This window comes from Comamonas resistens (genome assembly GCF_030064165.1).
In the GTDB taxonomy this organism is placed as follows: domain Bacteria; phylum Pseudomonadota; class Gammaproteobacteria; order Burkholderiales; family Burkholderiaceae_C; genus Comamonas; species Comamonas resistens.
In genome coordinates this window covers 4,883,945-4,908,933 of sequence record NZ_CP125947.1, presented here as the reverse complement: position 1 = coordinate 4,908,933, position 24,989 = coordinate 4,883,945, and the positions used below count along the sequence as shown (strand labels likewise).

General features: G+C 61.8%; 19 protein-coding genes. 3 read left to right on the top strand and 16 right to left on the bottom strand.

The window, feature by feature from the left end; translation table 11 throughout:
* Nucleotides 1–180: 180 nt before the first annotated feature.
* The 10 genes from cpaB to QMY55_RS22910 all read right to left on the bottom strand — a co-directional run bounded on the left by cpaB (nt 181) and on the right by QMY55_RS22910 (nt 14,909).
* Nucleotides 181–1,227: a Flp pilus assembly protein CpaB gene (cpaB, locus tag QMY55_RS22955; RefSeq protein ID WP_283486404.1), complete on the bottom strand. Its 1,047-nt coding sequence runs from the start codon at nt 1,225–1,227 to the stop codon at nt 181–183.
* Nucleotides 1,228–1,385: 158 nt separating this feature from the next.
* Nucleotides 1,386–1,862: an A24 family peptidase gene (locus QMY55_RS22950; RefSeq protein ID WP_283486403.1), complete on the bottom strand. Its 477-nt coding sequence runs from the start codon at nt 1,860–1,862 to the stop codon at nt 1,386–1,388.
* 14 nt (nt 1,863–1,876) lie between these two features.
* Nucleotides 1,877–2,050, bottom strand: coding sequence for a Flp family type IVb pilin (locus QMY55_RS22945; RefSeq protein WP_283486402.1), 174 nt, complete (start codon nt 2,048–2,050; stop codon nt 1,877–1,879).
* 89 nt (nt 2,051–2,139) lie between these two features.
* Nucleotides 2,140–3,888, bottom strand: coding sequence for a TolC family protein (locus tag QMY55_RS22940; RefSeq protein WP_283486401.1), 1,749 nt, complete (start codon nt 3,886–3,888; stop codon nt 2,140–2,142).
* The gene (locus tag QMY55_RS22935; protein WP_283486400.1) at nt 3,888–5,264 is read right to left on the bottom strand and encodes an HlyD family type I secretion periplasmic adaptor subunit; all 1,377 of its coding nucleotides are present in this window, start codon (nt 5,262–5,264) and stop codon (nt 3,888–3,890) included. The genes QMY55_RS22940 and QMY55_RS22935 overlap by 1 nt, the downstream gene beginning before the upstream one ends.
* The gene (locus QMY55_RS22930; protein WP_407650567.1) at nt 5,261–7,087 is read right to left on the bottom strand and encodes a peptidase domain-containing ABC transporter; all 1,827 of its coding nucleotides are present in this window, start codon (nt 7,085–7,087) and stop codon (nt 5,261–5,263) included. The genes QMY55_RS22935 and QMY55_RS22930 overlap by 4 nt, the downstream gene beginning before the upstream one ends.
* A 327-nt stretch (nt 7,088–7,414) precedes the next feature.
* On the bottom strand, nt 7,415–10,369 hold the full coding sequence (locus QMY55_RS22925; protein ID WP_283486398.1) for a Mur ligase family protein: 2,955 nt from the start codon (nt 10,367–10,369) through the stop codon (nt 7,415–7,417).
* A gap of 56 nt (nt 10,370–10,425) precedes the next feature.
* The gene (locus QMY55_RS22920) at nt 10,426–10,938 is read right to left on the bottom strand and encodes an OmpA family protein (protein WP_283486397.1); all 513 of its coding nucleotides are present in this window, start codon (nt 10,936–10,938) and stop codon (nt 10,426–10,428) included.
* Between the two features lie 80 nt (nt 10,939–11,018).
* Nucleotides 11,019–14,516, bottom strand: a complete 3,498-nt coding sequence (locus QMY55_RS22915) for a hypothetical protein (protein WP_283486396.1) — start codon at nt 14,514–14,516, stop codon at nt 11,019–11,021.
* Nucleotides 14,517–14,540: 24 nt separating this feature from the next.
* A complete protein-coding gene (locus tag QMY55_RS22910; protein WP_283486395.1) occupies nt 14,541–14,909 on the bottom strand; it encodes a hypothetical protein in 369 nt (122 codons plus the stop codon).
* Nucleotides 14,910–14,929: 20 nt separating this feature from the next.
* On the opposite strand from QMY55_RS22910, the gene QMY55_RS22905 reads away from it, so the two are divergent.
* Nucleotides 14,930–16,228, top strand: coding sequence for a nuclear transport factor 2 family protein (locus QMY55_RS22905; RefSeq protein ID WP_283486393.1), 1,299 nt, complete (start codon nt 14,930–14,932; stop codon nt 16,226–16,228).
* Nucleotides 16,229–16,425: 197 nt separating this feature from the next.
* Nucleotides 16,426–17,595, top strand: a complete 1,170-nt coding sequence (locus tag QMY55_RS22900) for a L,D-transpeptidase family protein (RefSeq protein ID WP_283486392.1) — start codon at nt 16,426–16,428, stop codon at nt 17,593–17,595.
* A gap of 7 nt (nt 17,596–17,602) precedes the next feature.
* On the opposite strand, the gene QMY55_RS22895 is transcribed toward QMY55_RS22900, so the two are convergent.
* From QMY55_RS22895 to apaG, 6 genes are all read right to left on the bottom strand, one after another.
* Nucleotides 17,603–18,112 carry a CinA family protein gene (locus QMY55_RS22895; protein WP_283486391.1) on the bottom strand — a complete coding sequence of 170 codons (510 nt, stop codon included), beginning with the start codon at nt 18,110–18,112 and terminating at the stop codon, nt 17,603–17,605.
* Nucleotides 18,113–18,146: 34 nt separating this feature from the next.
* Nucleotides 18,147–18,740, bottom strand: a complete 594-nt coding sequence (locus tag QMY55_RS22890; RefSeq protein WP_283486390.1) for a phosphatidylglycerophosphatase A family protein — start codon at nt 18,738–18,740, stop codon at nt 18,147–18,149.
* A gap of 21 nt (nt 18,741–18,761) precedes the next feature.
* Nucleotides 18,762–20,399 carry a DUF4139 domain-containing protein gene (locus QMY55_RS22885; RefSeq protein ID WP_283486389.1) on the bottom strand — a complete coding sequence of 546 codons (1,638 nt, stop codon included), beginning with the start codon at nt 20,397–20,399 and terminating at the stop codon, nt 18,762–18,764.
* 72 nt (nt 20,400–20,471) lie between these two features.
* A complete protein-coding gene (gene thiL / locus QMY55_RS22880) occupies nt 20,472–21,449 on the bottom strand; it encodes a thiamine-phosphate kinase (RefSeq protein ID WP_283486388.1) in 978 nt (325 codons plus the stop codon).
* A gap of 162 nt (nt 21,450–21,611) precedes the next feature.
* Entirely contained in the window at nt 21,612–23,576 is a 1,965-nt protein-coding gene (locus QMY55_RS22875; protein WP_283486387.1) for a site-specific recombinase, read from the bottom strand.
* Between the two features lie 10 nt (nt 23,577–23,586).
* Nucleotides 23,587–23,994, bottom strand: a complete 408-nt coding sequence (gene apaG / locus QMY55_RS22870; RefSeq protein WP_283486386.1) for a Co2+/Mg2+ efflux protein ApaG — start codon at nt 23,992–23,994, stop codon at nt 23,587–23,589.
* Between the two features lie 31 nt (nt 23,995–24,025).
* Between apaG and rpe the strand changes: the two genes are divergently transcribed.
* Nucleotides 24,026–24,706: a ribulose-phosphate 3-epimerase gene (gene rpe / locus QMY55_RS22865; RefSeq protein ID WP_283486385.1), complete on the top strand. Its 681-nt coding sequence runs from the start codon at nt 24,026–24,028 to the stop codon at nt 24,704–24,706.
* Nucleotides 24,707–24,989: the final 283 nt, after the last annotated feature.

Genomic DNA, 24,989 nt, shown 5'->3' with positions numbered 1-24,989 from the left:
ATGGCTGGCGCCCGGATCGGAAAATGCCTGAGGCATCAAGATTCATCAAAAAGATAGCTGCCTACGGTTGATGGATAAGGGCTTTGGGATCAATTGATTTCAAAGTCCTTGCCTGGTAAGTGTTGCAAGCTATGAAAATTTGTATGGTGCCGGTGCCCGGCGGGTATTCGTTCTGCAGCCTCAGTAGCTCACGGTCTGCACAGCCGCGCCCTGGTGCACCTGCACCGTCTGCTGGCGAGGCGCCTGGGGCGCACGCGGTGCACTTGAGGCAGGGGCGGGGCGTCGGGCGTTGCGGGCATCGGCGCCAGTGGCCAGGTCATTGAAGCGCAGGCCGGCAAACGAGCGGTCTGCGCCCTGCAGGGTTTCACCCTTGGGCAGACGGCCGGCCACGGGCTGCAACGCCGTGGGCAGGGCGGCGAACAGGGAGGCATCAGGGACCGACATATCGTCGGGATGGCGCAGGGCCAGCGTGAGCTGTCCATACTTTTCGGCCAGGGTCAGGCGCTCCACATCTTCCAGCGGCACGGCCAGCAGGGCGGTGTTGGCAGGAACCTGGGCACGGCCCTGGTCGCCGCCGCTGCGGCGCTGGCCTTTGTTGGCGGCTTCTTCCTCTTCCTGGGTCTTCCTGCGCTGGGCCGCGGTGGGCGGTGGATTTTCCACGCTGGTGGCGCCATAGGCCAGCACGCGGCTGCGCGCCAGCAGCAGGCGGGTCTGGGTGTCGACATTGAGCTTGTCATTGCCGCTGTCGTTCTTGCCATCCAGCGTGAAGAACACATCGACAAAATCGCCGGGGCGCACATGGTTGCCCGCAGCCATGGGCTCCTTGACGGCAATGGACAGGGCGCGCTGGCCGGGCTCCAGCTGTAGGGATAGGCCATTGACCAGGTTCTGTTCCAGCAGCGGAGCATCGGCAGCCAGAGCGATCAGCGTGGTATGACCCACGGCGGCGTCGGCGGTCTTGACGCCATCGGCCACGGCGGCGGGCTGCTGGACCACCTTGAGGTCCTCGGCCGCGAGCTTCTGGCCGGCAGCGACCTGGCGGGCTGCGACCACGACATCATGCATGGGCGCGGGCTTGGGACTGCTTGCTTCGGCGGCTGAAGCTGTCTGAGCGGCCGGAACGGCGGCCACATTGCGCTGAGGCTGGCGGCCCATGAACCAGGCCATGATGGCCAGGCCAATGGCCAGGACAACCAGTATCCCGGCAAGAATCTTGGTGAGGTTCATGGCGTGTATTCCCCCTGAGTCGTTGTCTTGAAAAAACTTGATGCAGAAACTTTGCGATCACCGCCCGCCTGAGGTCTTTGAAGATCTTGCGGCGGACGGCGATGACAAAGCACCCGCAGTGCTTTGGGCGTTCGGGAAAATGGGCTTACGCTGCCCATTCAGGCCCGGGTGCGAACCACCACCCAGATGGCCACAAGGGCCATATAGCCCGCATAGGGAATGCTGCGCTGTATGGCTTGCCGGTTCAGCGTGAGTTGCACGCTGCCCTGCAGCCAGTGGCGCCAGGCCAGCACGGCCATGCCGTGCAGGCCTGCCAGCAGGCTGCCGCCGAGCCAGATGGCCAGCAGCGCGGGCGTGCACCCGAACCACAGGCCGGCCACGGCGGCAAACTTGACATCCCCCGCCCCCATCCAGCGCAGCGCGTAGAACGGCAGCAATGCGGCAAAGCCCGCTGCCATACCGCCCAGCCCGCTCCAGACCGAGGTCTGCAGAGGCTGCGCGCCGCTGAACAGTGCTGCCGCGCCTGTTGCCAGGCCCAGCAGCACCATCCGGTTCTTGACCTTGCGCTGGCGCAGATCCATCGCTGTGATGGCGATCAGCCAGAGCACCAGGATGGGGAGGAGGGGGGATGTCATGGCGGGTTCTGTGGTTATGGGGTGCCCTTCAGTTTGTTCAAGATGGACGTAAAGAGCGTGTCCAGCTCCTTCCCAAGCAGGCCCACTGTGGTCATGATCGCCACCGCAATCAGCCCCGCAATCAGGCCGTATTCAATGGCGGTAGCGCCTTCTTCGTCACGCAGGAAGTTTTTGATGATGTTGGACATAGCTGTCTCCAGTCAAAAGCCCATGGGTAAGAAAACAGTGGCTGGCGATGGGCTAGCACCGGCCGCTGCGGTAAAAGCAGTCGTGCCCATTACCACCTTGCGGTGGTTGTGACGGGCTGGTTCTGTGGCAGTGCCAGCTGCTGGGGGTCGAGTCTTGGCTCGAGCCGCAGCTGCAGGCGCTGCGCGGAAATCACGGTTCGGGAATTCATCGGTGCGGAGGAGGATCTGGGGGGCTGGCCTCTTGCTGCTGCAAGGGCAAAGGCTTCCTGCTCCGGGCGCCTGTCGGGGCGGCCAGGCTCCATGGGCGCAGCCGGAGGCTGCGTGCGCTCCTGGCCGGGCTGCTCTGTAGGGAGAGATGAGGAAGAGGGCGTGGCCTGCTGCGCAAACAGCATGTCCAGCCAGTGTTCGGGCGGCTGCTGGGGCAGCAACTGGCCTGTGGTGCGAACCAGGCGCAATTCGTTGATGCGCTGGTCGTAGATGGCGTCAGCCTCGTCGAGCATGAGCCGCTGCATGTCGAGCTGGGCGTCCAGCACCTGCGAGAGGCTGCCGCGGCCGGCTTCAAGCAGGCGCCTGCGGCCTTCGAAGGCGCTGCGTGCTTCGCGCACGGCGTCGGCGAGCTGGGCTTCACGCTGGCGGCCGGCCTGGGCGCGGCCCCAGGCGGCGGAGGCGGTCTCGCGCACCTGGCGGCGCACGGACTCCTGCTGGGCCTCCTGGGCCTGCAATTCGTTGATGGCCTTGAGGATGCGGTCGCGCAGCTCGAAGCCATTGCCGAAATTCCAGTTCAGCTCCACGCCATAGCGTGTGCCGTCTGCATAGAGAACGCCCTTGGGATCGCGGTTGTGGGTGACGACGGCGGCCAGCGTGGGGTAGCGCTGGGCCTTGCTGCGCTCGACTTCGGCACTGGCACGGGCGATTTGCTGCTGGATTTCCTGCAGCTCGCTGCTGTTGCTTTCGGCGGCTTGCAGGGCCAGACTTTCCTGCGCGGGCATCCACTGCCGGGGCACGTGCAGCTCGGGCAGCCAGCCGTTTTCAGGGCTGAAGCCAAAGTAGCGCGTAAAGCGGGCCAGCGCATCCATGCGCTGGGATTCCAGCGCGTGCTGCTGGGCCCGTGCGCTGGCCTGGCGCGAGGAGGCCTGGCGCAGGTCGTTGCGGCCCACGGCACCCAGCTCGGCACGGCGCTCTTCGAGTTGGGCCAACTGGCCGATGATGCGCGCGGATTCTGAGGCAATGCCGGCCTTGCTGCCAAAGCGCTGCAGCTCCAGCATGGCGGTCAGACCGTCGAGCAGAACATTCTGGCGTGTGCCGTACAGCACGCTGCTTTGTGCGGCCTGCGAAGATTCAGCCGAGCGGATGCCGGCGCCGATGGCGCCACCGTCGATCAGGGCCAGCCGCACTTCTGCGTTGACGGTGGTGTAGTTGGAGCGCTGGCCCTGGCGCATCTGGGCATCTCCGCTGGAGGTGCCGACCTTGAAGGTGGGCCAGCGTGCGCCGCGCGCGGAGTTGACGTCATGGCCGGCGGACTCCAGTGCGGCACGCGCCTTGAGCACATCGGGGTATTCGTCCAGCATGGCGTGCAAGGAGTCGATCAGGCGGCGGTGGCTGCTGTCGCTGGCCAGTGTGGCGGGAGTGAGCTGGTGCGCCAGGCGCAGAGCGATCGGGGTGTTGGCGTTGTTGGCGCTGTGTACCACCACCACGGCCGGCGCACCGGCTTGGCTGGCGCTGTCCTGAGCCTGCGCGGCCAGGGGCAGTGCAGGCAGCAGTGCCAGCGCAAGCAGCAGCCGGCGCAGCGGAGGCGCTGACAGGGGCTGAAGCAGGCAGGGCGAGATGCGTTCGGTCATCAGGGCTCCCGGAAGGCTTCGCTCTGGATGCGCAGCATCGGGCGCAGCAAGTACCAGATAAAGGGTTCGTGGCCGAGCAGCAGGTCGAGCTGCGCCTGCATGCCGGTGGTGATGCGGTTGTCGGTGCGGCCCACCCAGTGCTGCTCCAGGCTGGCCTGGATGCGGAAGTAGGAGGGCGCGTCGGGCTGCTTGGCATCGCGGTCGGCGTCGGCCGACACCAGGGTGACATGGCCGGGCACCGAACCATAGCGAAGGAAGTCGTAGGCCGAGATCTTGACCTTGGTGGGCTGGCCGGTACGCACATAGCCGCGGTCTGCAGGGTTGAGCTGGGCTTCGACGATGACTTCGTCCTTGTCGGGCACGATCTCCAAAATCGGCTCGCCGGGCTTGACCACCCAGCCCGCGCCCGAGCTGCGCAGGCCCTTGATCACGCCGTCGGTGGGGGCCAGCACAATGGTGCGGGTGCGCTGGTTTTTGGCGCGCGCGAGGTCTTCGCCGAGGCTGAAGAGTTCGCGCTCCGTCTGAGCCAGCTCGTCAGAGGCGCGGCGGCGGAACGCGCCCTGGGCTTCAAGCTGCTTGGCCTGGGCCTGTGCGACCTTGGCACGGTTGCTGACCAGGAGCTCGCGGGTGGCGCCCAGGTCGGTGCGTACCTGCTCCAGCGCGCGCTGCTTTTCAATGACTTCGAGTTGGCCGATGAGCTGCTCGGCCGCCAGTTGCCGGGCAATGGTGGCCTCTTCCTGGTGCAGGCGCAGATTGATTTCCAGGCCTTGAATGCGGGCCTGGGTCTGGGCGACATCGCCGCGCGCCTGTAGTAGCTGGGCCTGGGCTGCGGCGAGGCCGCCCTGATATTCCAGCGTGCGGGAGGCGAAGGCGCCCATTTCGGCCTGAATGATCTGGGGGTCCAGGTCGGCCGGGAATTGTCCGGCTTTGAGGGCCTGGTTCTGTACTTCCGCGTTCAGGCGTACCTTGGCCGCCTGAGCCGTGGCCTGGCGTGCCTGGAGCTGTTCGAGGTTGAGGCTGTTGCCGCCCAGATCAATTTCCAGCAGTGGCTGGCTCTGGGTGACGGTCTGGCCTTCGCGGACATGAACGACGGTGACGATGCCGCCTTCCAGGTGCTGCACTGTTTGCACGCGATCCGATGGGATGACCTGGCCGGTGGCGACCACGACGTTTTCCACCGGGTAGAAAAGGCCGGTCAGCACCAGCGCACCGATGGCAGCAATCAGCAGCTTGCGTGGGCGGCTCTGGCGGTGCCAGAAGGCAAAGCGGCGTGGGGCCGCACCAGCGTCTGCGCCGACGTGACCCGACCCGCTGAGTTGCGGCTCGGGCTGTGGCTGGCGCAGAGCCAGCGGAAGGTCGTCTTGCCGGCTTTTCATGAGGCGGCTTCCTGAACCTGTGGCGCGGCCTGGACGGCGCTGTCGGCATGCACTGGCGCTGGAGCGGATTCGCGCAGACCGAACAGCTGGGGCAGCAGTTGTCTGGGCGAGCCGTGCCTGACGCTGCCGTCGCCACATACATGGTAGATATGGTGGGCTGCGGAGGCCACACGTAGGGAGTGGGTGACAACAATCACCGTGTGCTTGAGCGCAATTTGCCTCAGGGTCGACAGCAAAGCGGTTTCGCTGTCGAAGTCGAGGTCGTTGCTGGGCTCGTCGAGGATGAGAACCGATGGATTGCGCAGGAACAGTTGCGCCAGTGCGAGTTTGCGCAGCTCGCCTGCAGACAGGCCGGCACCGCCTTCACCCAGCGTGGTCTGGTAGCCGTTGGGCAACCGGCTGATGAAGCCATGTGCGCCCGAGAGTTGGCAGGCGGTGATGATTTTGCTGTCGTCGGCCTCGGGGTTGACCATGCGCAGGCTGTCGACAATCGGGCCGCTGAACCAGTAAACCTGCTGTGCGAGACAGCCTATCCAGTCGCTCAGATCGCTGCGCGGGAACTGGGCCATATCGTATTCATCAATGAAGATGCGCCCTTGGGTGGGCTGGTAGAGCCCGGCCAAGAGTTTGGTCAGCGTGGATTTTCCGGCACCGTTGTGGCCCAGGATGGCATGCATGCCGCCAGGGCCGATCTCCAGCGAGACCTGCTCCAGCGCAGCGGGGCCAGAGGCGTACTGAAAGCTGACCTGATCGAGGCGCAGACGGCCGCTGGGGCGCGGCAGCTCCACGGTCTGGGCTGGCGCTTCCAGCGGCTCCTGCAGAACTGCCTGAAGGCGTTCGGTGGCTTCGTTGGCGCGAGCCATGGAGCGCCAATTGCCGGCGAGCTGGGCGATGGGGCCCAGAGCCTTGTTGGACAGCAGGTTCACGGCCATCAGGCTGCCGATGCTCATCCATTGCGCGTTGATGGCAATCGCGCCGACGGTGATGACCGCGATGGAGAACAAGGTCAGCAGCATATGGCTGGCTTCACGGGCATTTTCCATTTCGCCGTTCTTGCCGAAGCTCTCTGCCAGCCAGCGGTCATAGCCTGCTTGCCAGGCCTGGCGCGCGGCATGGTCGTAACCCAGAACCTTGAGGGTGCCGCGAGCATTGCAGATTTCTGCTGTGCTGCGATCGAGCTGACGGGCCTGGGCGACTTCCTCGACACGGCCGCTGCGAACTTCATCGGCCCACCACCAGGCCAGCACACCCAGGATGATGATGGCCACGATGATGACGGGCAGAACCGGCCAGGCAATGATGCCGACGACAATCAGTGCCAGCACGGCCATGGGCAGATCGAGGATGGAATTGGCCAAGCCGCCGGAGATGCCGGTGCGCATGGCGCTGACATCGCGAAAGAGCTGCAGCCACTGGCTCGATGGGCGTTGCTCCAGCGTTTGCAGCGGGTGGCGCAGCATGGAATGCATCAGGGCCTGAGAGACATCGCGATCAATCATGGCGCCTGCTTCGCGCAGTGCGCGTGTGCGTTTGCGCCGCAGCCACCACTCCAGCAACAAAAAGCACAAAACACCGGCGACCATGGCAATCAATGTGGCGGTGCCGCCATGCGAGATAACCCGGTTATAGACCTGTAATAAGAAAATAGAGGGCAGCAATCCCAAAAGGCTGATCGGCAGGGATAACCAGGCGGCATTGTGCAATTGCCCCAAGGCACGTCGAAAGGCGTCGGCAATGGCGGTTGAATATGAGCTGGACGCAGTTGCCCCTGTCGCATTCTCTGCGACCACCATCAAGTGCTGAGGGAGTAAATAGCGAATCACAGCGGGTAATGATACGAGTATTTGAAAAAGACGTATTTTTTTGTTCTTAATGAAATGTACCAATAAAAAAGCATTTCATTGATATGAATCTAATTTTCAGTGATTTTTTTTAGATTAATTTCATTGAACAAAAAATGTTCATAGAAATATTCAATAGAAATTGACATTTGATTTGATTTTGGAGTCATTGCTATGAATTTTTTAGTTAACAAAATTTGACATTTAATGAAACCAATGGGCATTGGTGTGGCAATAATTTTTGAAAGATAAAGCGATTTAAACGAGGTGCTGCAATTGGTTTTTGCAAATTAATGGTGGTATTTATTACTATTGGTGCATGAATCTTCTCTCGGGTTCTGTCCCGCTTTCGCGCAGTGCATCGGCGGCAATGAGCAGGTTGATGGTGGCTTTGCCCGCAAGAAGTACGGTGTCGCCGATATGTGCCGTGACCATCAGCAGGTGTATGAGCTGGTTGAGGTCGTCATGCCAGATGACATGGGGCAAGTCGCCCAGCGTGCTGCTCAGTGGATAGAGCGCATCCCCGTACAGCAGCACGCTCTTGGCTGGTGTGGCGCGAATCAGTGGCGCTAAAGCCAGTTGGGTGGTTTCCAGGTTTTGATCGTGGGCCTGAATGCCGGCGAGCACGATCACTCGGTTATGTCTGCGGCGGGTAAGTGTCTGGAGTTGGGTAAAAGCTGCCTGTATCGAGTGAATGTGGCTGCTCTGGCTGTGATCCAGCAGCTGAATGCCATTGGGCAGCAGTTGCGGTTGCCCGGTTCCGGGCAGCGGCTCCCAGCTTTCCAGCCTGCTTTGCAGCGTGGTGGGTGATTGTCCCAGTGCGCTCAGCGCCGCCAGGGCTGCCAGGGCATTGGCAGCCATGTGGCGACCGTCTGCCTGCAGACGAAGTGTCATGGGCACTTCATCCATGGCGATAGATGGTTCGCCATGTGAAGTCGTCAGCCTCTGGGTATGAATGTGAGGCGCTTTGCCAAAGGTGATGACTTTGATGGCTACCCGCTGCGCGGCTTCGATCACGTCAGTATGGCAGCCGGTGGTCTGATCAAGGATGAGCGTCGCGCCGGGGGTGAGCAGATGTATCGCTGTCAGCAGCACTGTGTGGTTCGGTGCGATTCTTGATTTGGCGGCCTGATCGTCTTCGTGTCGGCTGCCGGTGACGATCAGGATGTCTGGTTTGGCCAGCGGCAATTCGCTGCTCAGCTTGTCGAAAGATAGTTCGATCAGGGCGTGCGTGCTGGCTTCGCTCCAGTTGATCATCTGCAGCGCTGCGCTCTGCGTCTGCAGGGCATTGCTGCGCAGGCTTGCCTGCTGCTGCAGGCAGTGGCGCAGCATGCTGAGAACGGAGGATTTGCCTGCGTGGCCTGTGACGGCAATGATGGGGGCTTGGATGCGCCGGCGCGCGGCCTGCGCCAGATTCAGCAAGCCCTGCTGGAGGTTTCTGACCTGCAGGATGGGAACGCCATGGCGCAAAAGATCATGGGCGGAGTCGCTGATGAGAGCGCTGGCTTTGACGGCATGCAGTGCGGCAGGCGATATGCCTGTGGCAAGGCCGGGGCGTCGCACAAGGACAGCGGCGCCGCTGTGGTGGTGTTGGCGATGGATGTCAAGGCCGGTGCAGCCAGCAGATGGCTCAAGCGGTGGGCCGCTCCAGTTGCCGCCCATCAGGGCTGCAAGCTCGTCGCGGCTCCAGAACATCGGTGTGCAGGCCAGCGGGGCTTCAGCCGTTGGGCTTTTGGCTTGAAAGAGCGGTCGCTGGACCAAGGCCGCAGGGGGCTTGCTTGGCCTTGAATGTGCGCCGGGAGCCTGTTGTGGGCTTGCTGGAGGCTGTGCCGCTGCCGGTGAATGCATCAGGTGCTCGGTGGCTGCCAGGCCACGGATCAAAAGCTGCGCGGCTTCGCACAAACCTGCCAGTGCTGGCGGTACAGCCGGCAGAAAGCGGCTTGGCTGCCTGGGGCGCGTACTGAAAAACGCCGCCTGCTGGCGTATGGCTGGTGGTAGGTAGAGGGCCTGTTCTGGCAGCAGCATGCATTTTTGCAGGCGTTGAAGCAGCGTTTGCAGTTCCGCATTCCATTGGCTGGAAGCGGCTGACTGGTCTGCAGCAGGCGGGGCCATTGGCAGCAGCGAGGCTTCCAGCATGGCAATCTCAGGCCAAGGCTGGGAGGCGAGCGAGTGATGCTGCACCCCAAAACCAACTCTGGTGCAGCGCTGGAAGTTGTGCTGGCCGTGCCAGAGTTGAGCCGCGTTGTGCACTTCGCTGTTTTTCGAGGGCATATTGCAGCGTGCAAAAGCCGTTAGGGCGAGGTGTGTCCAGGCCAGGGTGGCTGCAGGCAGGGCGGATTGCAGCGAAGCCAGCAGATGTTGGGCCAGTTGCTCCATGTGCTGAAACAGTGGGCCCGAAGTGTCGGGGGTCGGCGTGGCGAGAGGGCGATATTGATTCAGATGGCGCGCCAGCACGAGTAGGGCGGCGGACTGCAAAACACCGTCTTTGGCCAGGTGTGGAAGCCCTGCTTCAATAAAGGCCATCGCTTTGCGGATGGCATGACCGAGATCTGGGTGATGTCCCTGACGCTGCGTTTGCAGCAGGGCATAGGTGAGGCCCAGATGCTTTGCGGCGGTGTTGGCATCGGGCCAGCTTCCATCCTCTTGCTGTTGCTGCAAGAGTGCATGAAGCACAGGACGCAGAGGGCCATGTGTGGCGCACCAATGACTTGGCAGGCTCCATGAAGAGGGATGGCGTGGCACGACAATGCCTGCTTCGTGCCGGTCGATATAAATGCCTTGCAAATTCAGCAGCAGAGCCGGTTTTGCAGGCGCAGCGCTTGCCTGGTCTGCGCCGAGAAGGGGTAGAAATAGCGCAATATGTTCCAGTTCGGCGTCTGCAAGTGCCCAGGAAGTGGCAGGGTTACTTGCCCAGTTGGCAGGAGCAGCAGCGATGTGAATGATGTCCTGCACCCAGTCGATGCGCAGCTCTACCGCATTTTTCTTGTGCGCCCAGGCCCATTGGCGAATGCGTGTCGAGCCCTCGCGCCAGGCGGCTTGCAAGGTGCCAGCCCGTACCTGGAAGACCGCTGCGGCCTGCCCAGGTGCGGCAACACTGAAAAACAGCAGGCAGCCTGGAAACGGCTGAGGAAGCGGCGTCAGGTGCTGTTTCAGATACTCCAGCCCTTGGCTGAGTTGTCGAAACAAGGTGGTTTCAGGCTCCATGGCTGCAGAGTTGTCCTTGGCATGCGCGTAGGCTGCTGGACTGCCATGGGAATGCAGCATGAATACCGGGCCTGTCATGTCGTTGCGTTGCGGGATAGAGAAAGTGTGTTTAAAACTCAGCGGTATTCGAACTCGACGCGTCGGTTGCGCTGATGTGCAGCCTCGCTCGATCCCTGCTCGACCAGACGTTCCTTGCCATAGCTGACCGCTTCAACCCGATTGGCGTTCACACCCAGTATTTCGAGGTTTTTGCGCACGGCCTCGGCACGCTTTTGACCCAAAGCCAGGTTGTACTCTGTGCCGCCACGCGCATCGGTATTGCCTTGCAGAGTCAGCGAGCGTCCTGGATTGCTCTGCAGCCAGCGCGCATGGCTGTCGATGATTCCACGGTCTTCTGGTCGCACGGTGTATGAATCAAAGTCGAAATAGACAATATGGGCAACGTTGGCAGGCCCTTTTTGGCTGGGTTGCGAAGAGACAACGACAGGAGCGACGCCTGCTGCTGTGTGGGCGGCAGGCCGTCCAAAGGCGTAACTGTGCGTAGTCCGGTTTGAATTCGGTGCAGTGTTGCAGGCAGCCAGACCCAAAGCCAGAAAAAGTACGGAGCAAAGCCGAAATGTATTGAGCATGGAGTTTCCTTGAACGTGTCACCGCCCGGGGGGCAGTGACACGAGAAAGCAGCACGCATGTGCTGCATGGCAGGCCCGGATCAGCCGATCAAGTGCTGAGTGAAGGACAGGGCGTTGGAGGCATCGCCGTGTACATCGGCCTGGCTATTGATGGCGGTCGCAATGGGTTCCAGCTCTGCCAGAGCCGCATCTGCGGCGTTGGCAGGCGCCACTGCCGTGGTGGCGCTCAGCAGACCACCGCCACCCAACAGACCGCCGAGCAAGCCGCCGTTGCCACCCAGCACACCGCCGAGCAGGCCACCGTTGCCACCGAGTACGCCGCCGAGCAGACCGTTGTCACCGACCACGGTTTCCAGCACGCCGCCAACGAGACCGTTGTCGCCGGTCAGGCCGCCGAGCAGGCCGCCGTTGCCACCGAGTACGCCGCCGAGCAGACCGTTGTCACCGACCACGGTTTCCAGCACGCCGCCAACGAGACCGTTGTCGCCGGTCAGGCCGCCGAGCAGGCCGCCGTTGCCACCGAGTACGCCGCCGAGCAGACCGTTGTCACCGACCACGGTTTCCAGCACGCCGCCAACGAGACCGTTGTCGCCGGTCAGGCCGCCGAGCAGGCCGCCGTTGCCACCGAGTACGCCGCCGAGCAGACCGTTGTCACCGACCACGGTTTCCAGCACGCCGCCAACGAGACCGTTGTCGCCGGTCAGGCCGCCGAGCAGGCCGCCGTTGCCACCGAGTACGCCGCCGAGCAGACCGTTGTCACCGACCACGGTTTCCAGCACGCCGCCAACGAGACCGTTGTCGCCGGTCAGGCCGCCGAGCAGGCCGCCGTTGCCACCGAGTACGCCGCCGAGCAGACCGTTGTCACCGACCACGGTTTCCAGCACGCCGCCAACGAGACCGTTGTCGCCGGTCAGGCCGCCGAGCAGGCCGCCGTTGCCACCGAGTACGCCGCCGAGCAGACCGTTGTCACCGGCCACGGTTTCCAGCACGCCGCCAACGAGACCGTTGTCGCCGGTCAGGCCGCCGAGCAGGCCGCCGTTACCACCGAGTACGCCACCCAGCAGGCCACCTTCGCCACCCAGGACACCGCCCACGATGCCGCCCAGCAGTCCACCGCCCAGGCCACCTTCGCCGGCATTGGTCAGGCCTGCGATCAACTCATTGAGCGTGCTGATCACGGGCTCCAGTGCCTGGCCCTCCACGGTGGTCAGGCCGCTGACCAGTTCGGTCAGCACGCCCAGCGGGCCACCGTCCACATTGGTCAGGCCTTCCAGCACACCGGTCACGGTGGCCAAGGTACCGTCGGTAGGGTTGATCAGCGCATCAAGCAACTGGCCCACGGGCTCGGCCACGGTGCCGCCCAGCAGGCTGTCCACGACCTCCTGTGCAGTGGTCACCAACCCCTCGCCTTCGCCAGCGCCGCCGCCGCCGGTGATACCACCCAGCAGGCCGCCCTCACCGGTCAGGCCGCCGAGCAGGCCACCTTCGCCACCCAGGATACCGCCCACGATGCCGCCCAGCAGTCCACCGCCCAGGCCGCCTTCGCCGGCATTGGTCAGGCCTGCGATCAGCTCATTGAGCGTGCTGATCACGGGCTCCAGCGCCTGGCCTTCCACGGTGGTCAGGCCACTGACCAGTTCGGTCAGCACGCCCAGCGGGCCACCGTCCACATTGGTCAGGCCTTCCAGCACACCGGTCACGGTGGCCAGGGTTCCGTCGGTGGGGTTGAGCAGCGAGTCGATCAATTGGCCCACAGGCTCGGCCACGGTGCCGCCGAGCAGGTTGTCTACGACATCCTGCACGGTAGTGACCACGCCGCCTTCGCCGCCGGTCGGATCGCCCCCGGTTCCGCCACCGCCCAGCAGTCCACCCAGCAGTCCACCCAGCAGGTCGCCGACACCGGAGAGCAGGTCGTTAAGCGTGCCACCTTCACCCAGCAGACCACCGAGGACATCGTTGACCACGTTACCGATACCGCCGGAGGCCGGGTCGCTCAGCCCTTGCAACAGGCCATTGAGCGTATCGATCAGAGGCTCCAGGCCCTGATTGTTGATATTCACCAGACCATCCACCAGTTCGGTCAACACGCCCAGAGGTCCGCCGTCGGTGCTGGTCAACTGTTCCAGGATATTGGTAACCGTGGACAGAGTGCCATCCGTGGGATTGACCAGCGAATTGATCAGATCGGACACGGGCTCGATAAGGGTGCCGCCAGCCAGACCTGCAACCACATCCTCAACCGACGAAATAAGACCATGACCATCGGAGCCATCCGTGGGATCCGTGTTGTCGGTGTTATCCGTGTTGTCCGTGTTGTCGGTGTTATCCGTGTTGTCGGTGTTATCCGTGTTGTCGGTGTTATCCGTGTTGTCGGTGTTATCCGTGTTGTCGGTGTTATCCGTGTTGTCGGTGTTATCCGTGTTGTCGGTGTTGTCCGTGTTATCGGTGTTGTCGGTGTTGTCCGTGTTATCGGTGTTGTCCGTGTTATCGGTGTTATCCGTGTTGTCGGTGTTATCCGTGTTGTCGGTGTTGTCGGTGTTGTCCGTGTTGTCGGTGTTATCGGTGTTATCCGTGTTGTCGGTGTTGTCGGTGTTATCCGTGTTATCCGTGTTGTCGGTGTTATCCGTGTTGTCCGTGTTGTCCGTGTTGTCGGTGTTATCCGTGTTATCGGTGTTGTCCGTGTTATCGGTGTTATCCGTGTTGTCGGTGTTGTCCGTGTTGTCGGTGTTATCCGTGTTGTCCGTGTTATCGGTGTTATCCGTGTTGTCGGTGTTATCGGTGTTGTCCGTGTTATCGGTGTTGTCCGTGTTATCGGTGTTATCCGTGTTGTCCGTGTTGTCCGTGTTATCGGTGTTGTCGGTGTTATCCGTGTTGTCGGTGTTATCCGTGTTGTCGGTGTTGTCCGTGTTATCGGTGTTGTCGGTGTTGTCCGTGTTATCGGTGTTATCGGTGTTGTCCGTGTTATCGGTGTTATCGGTGTTGTCCGTGTTATCGGTGCTATCCGTGCTATCCGTGGGTTCTGGCTTGGGCTCAGTCGGAGGAACAGGTGCATGAGCCTCATCATCATCGTTAAGGGCGGCGGCAAGCAGGCCTGCCGCGCCAACGCCGACCAGGCCAGCCAGCAGGTAATCGCTGAGCACGGAGCCGCCCGCATCCTTGGTGACAACCAGACCCACGGCATCGCTGTCGCTGGCAGGTGCTACATCCACATTGCCTGAAGCCAGATCCAGAACCGTGGTGCCCGAGCTGCCCTGGGCCAGAGTGGCTTCTGTGCCACCGGAGAATGTGCCGACCAGTGCCTGACCGTCTTGCCCTTGGAACAAGGCCTTGGCGTCGCCATTGGCCGGAACGATGACTTTGTCACCAATATAAAGAGCCGTGCCGGCCTCGGCAGGGATGGCGGCCCCATTGCGCACGATTTGAACTCCTGTAGAGGCTTGGGACAGTCGGGCCACTGGAGATTGAGCAGCGTTTGTTGCTGGAGCCAACTGCGCAGTGCTGAGTTGAGCCACCGTGGTGCTGGTTGGAGCAGTGTTGAAAGTCGCGTTGCCTGTTGGCTGCGAGGATTGAGCTGTCATTTTTCTCTCCAGAAAGTTGAGGAGTCAAAGGGCAAATGGTTCTGGCCCCAAGTCATGGATTTGTCTGAAGTTCTTGGTATGCAACATGCGTGCCATCGTTGTTGCAGCGGAATGACAGGTTTGAATTTTTATAGGTGGTTGATTTTTTGAGAGTTTTTCAGATGTTCCGAATTGCTTTGGAGTGAGTGTTACGTGGGGTGTTACGTAACGAAGCTGTGTTTTTTCGTTACGTAAGGTGTGGCGGTGTTCTGTCGTTTTCCGGCTTTTGGCGAGACCGACATCCTTGGCAGGGGGATAGCTTCTCCCTTTAGAATCGCCCGAATTGGGTTGCCATAGCGGCGTCGAGCTTGCAGCAACAAGATGGCGGATAAGTTTCCGTTTCTCAAACTTCATTGCTTAGAGAGTTTCAAAATATGCCGATTGCATCCCGAGTCTTGCCCTGTCTGTCCGGGCATGCTTATTCGTTGTTTGCGAGGCCTCTGGCGGCAGTGATCATTGGTTGGGGGGCTACAGTCCATGGAGGAGCAGCGCTGGCTTCCCAGGAGTCGATCAATGCAGTGGCTAAGCTTTTGGAGCAGGGAAAGGCGACGCAGGCTGCCCGACAAGCCGAAAGCTATTTGAAGCAAAACCCTTCGGATGTGCAGATGCGCTTTCTTCAAGGGGTGATTGCGGCGCAGCTCAAGCAGAATCAGCAGGCCATCAAAATATTTATCGCCTTGACCAAAGAGTACCCAAACCTGCCCGAGCCCTATAACAATCTCGCGGTGCTATACGCTGCGGAAGGTCAGGAACGAAAAGCCTCCGAGGTTCTTGAGCAGGCGATACGGACCAATCCCAGCTACGCGACCGCCCATGAGAATCTGGGGGATCTGTATGCGGGCATGGCAAGTGCCGCGTATTCCAAGGCTTTGCAGCTTGATGACAAACGCAAGGCCATCCAGCCCAAGCTGGCCCTGATCACGCAAATTCTTCCCAAGCATGAAGAGGGCTCCAAGCCTGCGGTGGCGGACTCTGCTGTGGTCGCCGCAACAAGCAAAACCGTTGCTGCACCGGCGGCCAGCGCCAATGCGGCAGCGGTATCGTCCTCTGCTAAGGCGGTGCCAGGCCTCAAGTCGGCAACCGTATCTGCAGCGGTGACTGCCGCAAAAGAAATCAAGGCAAGCGATGTCAAGACGGTAGGTATCAAGACAGCCGATGCCAAGGCCACCGTGCCTCAGGAGCCGGTAGCCGCGCCGGCTCCTGCCAAGACGGTTGAAGTCCGAATGCCAGAGCCTAAGCCCGCCGCCGCAGTCAAAAGCGCAGCTGCGGCAGTCGTTGCGGATGCTCCTGAACGCAATACGATGAAGGAAAAAACTGCAGAGGTGGCTGCCAAGGACGCTGCGGTGGCAGAGGTCAAATCGGCGGTCAAGGCCTGGGCGGCAGCCTGGCAGAGCCAGGATGTGGATCGTTATCTCAATGCCTACAGCGGCGATTTCAAGCCGGCAGATGGCAGCAGCTTGGCCAAGTGGAAGGAAACGCGTCGCGAGCGCATTGTGGGCAAATCGGGAATTTCTGTGACACTGCACGATTTGCAGGTCAGTGTGGATGGTGATAAGGCTACAGCTCGTTTCCGTCAGAGCTATGTCGCAGGTGCTTTGAATACCCGCATGAAAAAGACTTTGAAACTGCAGCGTGAGAAGGGCCTCTGGCATATCACTTCCGAAGGCGCATGATGTCCTCGCTGCATTTCCGAGGTGACATTGGTAGCAGGCTGTTCATCAGGCCATGCTGGCAATCTTCTGCAATCCTTATCGCGTTGGTGCTGACTGCTGCGGCGCTTGTCCAGCCAGCTTTTGCAGGGCCAGAGAAGGCTGCCCAACCCAGGGGAGGGAAGGCTCATGCCAAGTCCGTCAAGAGCAGGTCAGCCACCGTGAAACCGCTGGCTGCCGGCAAGGCTGAAGAGCGTCTGCTTCAGGCCATCGAGATGGTGGGGCAACAGAATCTCGATGGTGCCTTGAAAGCCGTGGCAGCGCTGACCAGCGAGGTGCCCAACTTCCGCGCTGCTCATCTGGTGTATGCCGATCTTTTGCGCTTCAAGACCGGCAGGATGGTCAGTGCCCCGGCTCCGGTTGGAGGCATGCTCGTCAAACACGCGCCGCAGCCTGCGACAAGCGTTCTGTTGTCGCCTGAGGTTCAGGATCAATTGCAGGGTTTGCAGGACGAACTCAGACGTCGTGTCCAGGCGGCTGCCAGTCTGCCTGTTGAAGGGAGCATACCGGCGGAACTGCTGATGCTGGATGCGTCAGTGCGACAGGCGATGGCTATCGATGCGAGCAAATCCCGGCTTTATCTGTTTACCAACGAAGGCGGAAGCTTGCGCATGACAGGGAATTTCTATGTTTCCGTCGGCAAGCTGGGCATGGGCAAGACGGAGGCCGGCGACCAGAGGACGCCACAGGGTGTGTATTTCATCGGTCGTCAGATCCCGGGGGCCAAGTTGCCAGAGTTTTATGGCAAAGGGGCCCTGACCATGAACTACCCCAATGACTGGGATCGCCTGGCCGGGCGCTCAGGCAGTGGCATCTGGCTGCATGGCACACCGCCTGATCAGTACGCTCGGCTGCCCGAAGCCAGCGATGGCTGTGTGGTGCTGTCCAACCCTGATCTGACGTTTCTCATGCGATCGATTGATCTTCAGACGCCGGTGCTGGTGCGTGAGCAATTGCAGTGGCTTGCTCCCCAAGATGTGGCGGGGCGCAGAAAGGCCGAGCAGTCCTTTCTCAAGGTGCTCGATGACTGGAGGATGGCCTGGAGCCGCAAGGATCAGCGCAAGCTGGCGGATCTTTATGCGGCAGACTTTATGAAGCCCGAAGGCAGCACTTCGCCGGTGGAGCGCTTGAATGCTTATTTCATAGGCGCTGCAGATATAGCGCTGAAGGATTTGTCCGTGTATTCGTGGGCAGACGCCAAAGGGGAGTTGCGTGTGGTCAACCTGAAGGCCAGTAGCAAGGCCTTTGCCAAGGATTTGTCGTTGCGCCAGTACTGGCGCAAGTCCGGTACGCACTGGAAGCTGTTCTCCGAAGATGTGATGGGCAGTTGATAGCCGCTCAAGGCTGCAGATCCAGTCTGCAGACGCCGTCAATCAGAAACTTCAGTGACTGTGTGGCGGACATCGACCGAACAGAGGAGCGGGAGCCTATGAATGCATGGCAGTGTGCATAGGTTGTGTGGCCCCATGACCACCCCAGCCAGACCGTCCCCACAGGCTTCTCCACCGACCCGCCCCCAGGCCCGGCAATCCCCGTCACCGCAATGCTGACCTGGGCGCGTGAATGGCGAATTGCGCCTTCGGCCATCGCACGCACGACTTCTTCGCTGACGGCGCCATGCTTGGCGATCAGTTCGGCGGGCACGCCCAGCATCTCGGTCTTGGCTTCATTGGAGTAGGTCACAAAGCCACGCTCAAACCATTGGCTGGAGCCTGCGAGGTCGGTGCAGGCCGCAGCAATCATGCCGCCGGTGCAGCTTTCGGCGGTGGCCAGCATCCAGCCTTTTTCGGTCAGCTTGGCAGCCAGTTGCTGCACCAGTTCTTCGATGTTGGCTTGTTTGTTGTTCATCGTCTCCTCCGGGTTCGCAGGCCGCTAGCCGCTTTTAGAAAAAATGCTTCCACAGCGCGATTACCAGCAGCGTGCAAAAGGCTGCTACCAGGTCATCCCACATGATTCCCCAGCCGCCGCGTGGGCCGAAGCCTTTGAACAAGCGGTCCGCCCATTTGACGGGTTGTGGTTTGACGGCATCGAAAAAACGAAACAGCGCAAAGCACAGCAACTGACCCCAGAAGCCCAGCGGCATGCACAGCCACAGAATGATCCACATGGCCACGATTTCGTCCCAGACGATATGCCCAGGGTCGGCCACACGCATATGCTGGGCGGTGACGGTGCAGGCCCACCAGCCCAGGGGAAGACTGGCCGCGATCAGCCAGCCGATCTGGGCCTTGTCCAGCCACAGCTGCAGCACCAGAAAGGCCAGCCAGGCCCATAGCGTGCCCACGGTACCGGGGGCGATGCGGGACAGGCCGGAGCCAAAGCCCAGCGCAATCATGTGCGCTGGATGCTGCAGCATGAATTTGACGCTGGGGTGGGCGATGGCGGCCGTGCCGGCCTGGGATGGTGCTTTGCTATTGATAGCTGCTGGCGATTGATCTGCCTGAGTTGCAGCAGTATTTGATGCTTGATCCGTCATGTTGTAATGATACGAGGGGGCTTATTGCAGCCCCTCTATGGGCAGATTTTCGGGGAAGCGGATCTGGTGCGTGGCCTGGAACTGCGCGGTGGCGCGGGCATCGAGGTTTTGCTCCCAGGCGATCATGCCGTTTTGCGCGTTCCAGCGCGTGGTGCCGGGCTGAGGGCTGTACTGCGACTGCACCTTGATCTGTTCGTTGCGTGAAGTGGGTGCGGCATCCAGCACCTGCAGGGCGATGACTTGATCGTGACGGTTTTCCACGGAGTAGCTGCGCACCACGGTGCGCTCGGTCTTGCTGTTGGTCCAGCCGCCGCTGCCGGTATTGCTTTGGGCCGGCATGCGGCGTACGACGACCTGGTCATCGCGCCCGAAAGACAGGCCCTGCGCCAGTGCCTGGGCGTTGCCAAAGTCCAGCCGTCCGCTACCAACCAGTGCATCGTCGCGGAACAGGGTGACCGGTCCTGCGGGCCAGATGCCTTGCGGTGCCTGCAATGTGGCAATCAGGTAGGCGGCCTCTTCTGCCGCAGGAGCGGTGCGCGTCAACAAGGTGGTGGCCAGATTTTCCTGCCCCAGGGTCAGCGTGATTCGCTCGGAGCTGGATGGGACGGTGATCTTGTATGGCACGACGAACTGCGTGGTGTAGGCCGTGTCGATGCTTGAGACATCCAGGTCGGGCAGGGCCGGAGCCATGACGGCTTCGGCAGACATCTTGGCCATGGGCCTGCCGGCGCGGGCTATGGGGGCGGGTGCCGGGATTGCCAGGGCCGCAGGCGGCGCGGGCTGGGCGATGTCGACCACCCATGGGCGCGGCATGGCTCCCTGGGTGCTGCGCGTGGGTTGCCCCGTGGACAGGCGCAGGCGCACATTGCTCCAGTCTTCGCCGCTGGCTTGCACGACCTGGGCCTGGCGTTCCAGATGCACTTGATTCTTGGTGGTGTCGAGCTGGGCGCGATAGCTGGGTTGCCAGCCGGGGCCACGTACCTGATAGTTCAGGCGCACGTTGGCAGCGCGGGCACTGGCCAGCTGCACCGTGACTTTCATGACCTGGGCCTGTTCCGAGCCGGTGCGGTCGCGCTCCTGCCGCAGCGGTTGCAGCTGTGCCAGCAGATCTTGCTTTTGTCTTTGAATCTGATGGGCGCGCACGCTGTTGTCGCGGCTGCTTTGACGCAGGGCCTGGCTGGTGCTGGCGATCTGCGCGGCGCTTACCTTGACCTCGTCGCCGGGCTTGCTCACGCCTTGCAGAAAATCGCCCACCAGTTTGGCGGCGTTTTCCTCGGCTTCTATGGCTGCCAGTTGATCTTCGAGTGTGCGGATCTGCTGATCTAGCGGGCTGGTGCAGTCTTTGGCGGCCATGTGACGGGCCTGCATCAATGTCTTGATCTCGCCCACACGCACGCCATCATCGCCGGTGATTTGCAGGCTCTGCGTATCTACACTGGTGGGCAGACATTCAAAGCTGAGCTGGCGCGTCTGGGCATCAATGCGCGCCTCGCGCTGAACGGCCGCGACGCCTGGATAAAGCGTGACTTCGGTAATCGGTGCGCGGTTGCCCGATACGCTGAGACTGGTGCCCTGCGCAGCGACCAGAGCTGGCAGTGCAGCAGCCAGGCTGGTCAGCAGGCAAGAGGCGTGTACAGGCAGAAGGCGACGTGGACGCATGGTGGGCAGCTCTTGTTTCCGGTGAACAGGGGGTTGAGCTTAACCCAGGCATCTGTCGGTGCCTGCCGGGGCTCAACTGCTGAAGTGGTCGAAGGACTTCCAGTCATTTGGCATCGGCTGGCCGTCGGCGCCGAGCACGCGCAGGCCAGGCTGCGCGTCGATGTGGCCTATGTGGTGCACCGGCGTGCTGCTGGCCACGCCTGCAGCCAGTACATCGGCGTGGCGAGTGGCGGGAGCGGTGAAGCACAGCTCGTAGTCGTCGCCGCCGGCCAGCGTGCACAGCTGCTGAAGTTTTGAGTCGAATTGCCATGTAGCGCTTGATGGGTAAGCGCTGGCAGCTATCAAAGGCGTAGTCAGCCGACTATCCACCGTGGCACCGACTTTGGATAAATCCAGGATATGACCGAGATCGCCCAGCAGCCCGTCGCTCACATCGAGTGCACTGCTGGCGATGCCGCGCAATGCCAGACCCAGGGCGACGCGCGGGGTGGGGGCTTCCAGCCGCTGGCGGGCTTGCTGGAGCAGATCGGCAGGCGGCTGCACATGGCCCAACAAGGTCTCCAGTGCGAGGCGGGCATCGCCCAACTGGCCGCTGACCCAGAGCTCATCGCCCGCGCGCGCGCCGCTGCGCAGCAGGGCCTGGCCTGCGGGCACTTCGCCAAACACGGTGATGCAGATATTGAGGGGTCCACCCGTGGTGTCACCGCCAATCAACTCGCAATCATGGGCGTCGGCCAGGGCAAACATGCCCTGGGCAAACTCGCTGATCCAGGCTTCGTCGGCACGCGGCAGCGACAGGGCCAGGGTGAAGGCCAGGGGCTTGGCGCCACTGGCCGCCAGGTCGCTGAGATTCACGGCCAGCGCCTTGTGACCCAGCAGGCGCGGATTCACATCGGGAAAGAAATGGCGGCCCTCGACCAGCATGTCGCTAGAGATGGCGAGTTGCATGCCGGGTGCAGGCGCCAGCAGCGCGCAGTCGTCGCCTACGCCCAGTGCTGCACGTTGCACGGGGCGCTGGAAGTAGCGGCGGATCAGATCAAATTCACCCATGAATTCACTTGCCGCGGCAGGGCGGCCTGCTTGGCCGCTGGTGGGCGGCCGTGGTTAAAACTGCGGTGGCATGACAGCGATGCCGGCGCCAGAGGATGGGCAGAGGCTTTTACCCGGAAGCATTGCCATCGACTCTGAATCAATGCTTCCGGGGTGTTGGCCTCAGGGCCAGAAGAAGCTCAATGGCCTGCGCCAGAAGCGCTGACGTATGGCCTTGTAGATGCGCGAACGATCCACGCCGCTGACATTGTGGGCACGCAGTGCCAGGCGGAAGGCCAGGTAGAAGCTGACGCCCACGTTGAGTGCGGCGTTGAAGGGCAGCATGGCAACTGCCCACCACAGCAGATTGGAATGCAGCACCTCCCAGCCCAGCGACGGGATGGCCACACCGATCTGGCCGGTGGAGAGGGTGACGTGGCGCACTTCCAGACCCAGGCCGAAGAAGGCCGCAAATGCGGGTACCAGGCCCAGCATGAAACCCAGCGAGATATTGGATGCCAGACCTGAAATGTTCTTGCGCAGAAACCTGGCCCAGCGGTCCGCACGGGTTGTGCCCAACACGCGGGTGATGCGTGGGTTGTAACGGATGACGGAATCGATATTGCGCAGCACAAACCAGTTTTCCGCACCGCCGGCAATCAGGCTGCTGGCAAACAGCAGCACGCCGGTAAAGGCCGCAAACAGCACAGATGGGCCCAGCAGGCTCAGCGACTCCAGCACCTGGGTGGCATGGGAGGGGCTGAGCGCGGGGTGCTTGACCAGTTCTGCATAGCCCATGGTCAGCGCCATTGCCGCAGGGAAGACGATCAGCACGTTGCCCAGAATGGCGGCGACCTGGGAGCGCACCAGATGGGCAACCTCATCGACAAACTCCTGGATGGAGTCGTCGGACTGGATGTCCTTGAGCTTGGCTGCCATGGCCGGTGCCGTCATCGCCGGCTGCTTGGTGGCCACCGTGAAGTGCAGCATCTGGATCAGCACAAAGCTCAGCGCATAGTTCATGCCTGCGGCCAGACCCGACCAGAACACGGACAGGCCCAGCGCATACAGCGCAAACTTGGCCAGCGTGGTGAAGGCCATCACAAAGCCGCCGCCAGCGGCCTTGGCCATCATGTTGCGGTATTCGCCCTTGTCGCGGGTGATGTAGTGCTCGCCCGTTTCGGCGCTGCGCTCGGCCACCTTGGCGGCCAGCAGCGATGTGTTGGTGGACAGGAGCGCGCGCACGCTGCGGCGCTCCAGGCCCACGGCGACAAGGTTGGACAGCAGCTCGGAGGTCTCGTAGGCACGGTCCGTGGACAGCAGGCAGTCCAGTAGGCGGCGGATGCGCAAAATGCGCGCGCGCACCTGGCGCAGGCGGAAGATCAGACCGACGGAAATGCCTTCGGCCTCGACATAGGAGTACACGGACGAGACGGCCGAGCGGCAGGCCTCAAGCCGCTCGCGCAACTGTGCCGCAGCGGCGTCGCGCCGGTCGGTGGTGCGCAGCGGCAGCATGACCTCCACGCGCAGGTTTTCCACATCGTGAATCAGCGCGTGAAAAGGCTTTTCTTCGCGTGCCTGCTCGCTCATGCGCAGGCGCAATTCGGGGGCAAAGCCGGTGGACAGAATCTGGCCCGCGCAATAGGTGATGGCGTCCAGCAGATTGCGCTCCCAGAAGCTGGCGCCTTCGTCGGATGGCGGCGCCACCAGGGCCGAAATGCGGGCCATGAGTGTGCTGTCCAGGGCATGCAGCCAGCGGGCATCGAAGCGGTCCGGAAAGACCAGCATGAACAGCTCGGAGGCGTCCACGGTCTCGGGGGTGCTGGGCAGAAGCTTGTAGCGCAGGCGTTCGGCCACTTCGCTGGCCATGGCCGTGCGCGGGGCAAAGCCGAAGTCGGCCAGCAGGGCCGTGATGTCCACTGTTTCCAGCAGCTTTTGCCACCACAGGCCCAGGCGTTGCCGGGCATCGGCATCGGCCTCGAAAGCGGCCACGACCTGCTCCATGCGGTCCACGGCCAGCTCCAGCGAGGGCTTGGGCGCTCTGATCCATTCGACCAGGTGGATCAGCCACAGATGGCGCTGGGCGAGGTCGGCATGAGGGTCCAGCGCCTGTATCAGGCGCGGAAGGTCCGGAGGGAGTTTTTTCATGCGGGCGAGCTCAGTGCAGAACGCGTTTTTCTGTCGTGGGCATGACGTCGCCCGAATCATTCATCTGCAGCACGAACAGCGGGATTTCACATTCAAAGGTTTCGCCCTCGTGATTCACGCAAAGATAGCTGCCCTGCATGGTGCCCGTGGGCGTGCGCAACTGGCAGCCGCTGGTGTATTCAAAGGATTCGCCGGGCTGCAGCAGTGGTTGACGGCCCACCACGCCCAGGCCCTTGACCTCTTCGACATGGCCCAGCTCATTGGTAATGATCCAGTGCCGGGCAATCAACTGCGCGGGCACTTCACCCGTGTTGGTGACGGTGATGGTGTAGGAAAACACATAGACGCCTGCGGCAGGAGCGGACTGCTCTGGCAGGTAGGCTGGCTGGACTTGGACCAGAAACTCGTTCATTGGCATGGCGCAATGGTAACTGCGACAATTGCGAACCATGAGCCCCACCTACCGTATTGCCCCCTCCATCCTGTCAGCCGACTTCGCCCGTTTGGGCGAAGAAGTGCGCAATGTCATTGCAGCCGGTGCCGACTGGATCCACTTCGACGTGATGGACAATCATTACGTGCCCAATCTGACCTTCGGTCCCATGATCTGTCAGGCCTTGAAGCCCCACGCGGTCACTCCCGATGGCAAGCCCGTGCCTATCGACGTGCACCTGATGGTGCAACCCGTGGACGATCTGGCCACCGCCTTTGCCAAGGCCGGGGCCGACTACATCAGCTTCCACCCCGATGCGTCGCAGCATGTGCACCGCAGCATCCAGAACATCAAAAGCCATGGCTGCAAGGCCGGTCTGACCTTCAATCCTGCCGCGTCGCTCGATGTGCTGGACTGGGTGATCGAGGACATCGACCTGATCCTGCTGATGAGCGTGAACCCCGGCTTCGGCGGCCAAAGCTTTATTGATAGCACGCTGCGCAAGGTGGAAGCTGCTCGCAAACGTATCCAGGCGTCTGGCAAGGACATCCGCCTGGAAGTGGACGGCGGTATCAAGGAGGCCAATATTCGCGCCGTGGCCGATGCTGGTGCCGATACCTTTGTGGCTGGGAGCGCCATCTTCGGCAAGCCCGACTACAAGGCCGTGATCGACACCATGCGCAAGAATCTGGGTTGATACCCTAGGCGACTTTGCCGCCGTCCTTTCTTGAGGGGCGCGTCATCGCCTCCCAGCCGAGGCGGCTCTTGTCCGATCTTCAGGCTATGGATGAGTCTGACTTGCCTGTCAAGAGGCTTGGGTTGGTGCTCTTCCAGATATGAAGGCCCAGGCCAAGATCAAGCTGTCGCCTGGGCCGTCGCATTTGCATAAGGCCTTTGTGCTGGGGCTCTTTGAAGACCGAACAAGGGCTGCTCCAGCCCTTGTTCAGCATCGTCCCCATGCAATCCGCCTTCGCAGGCGA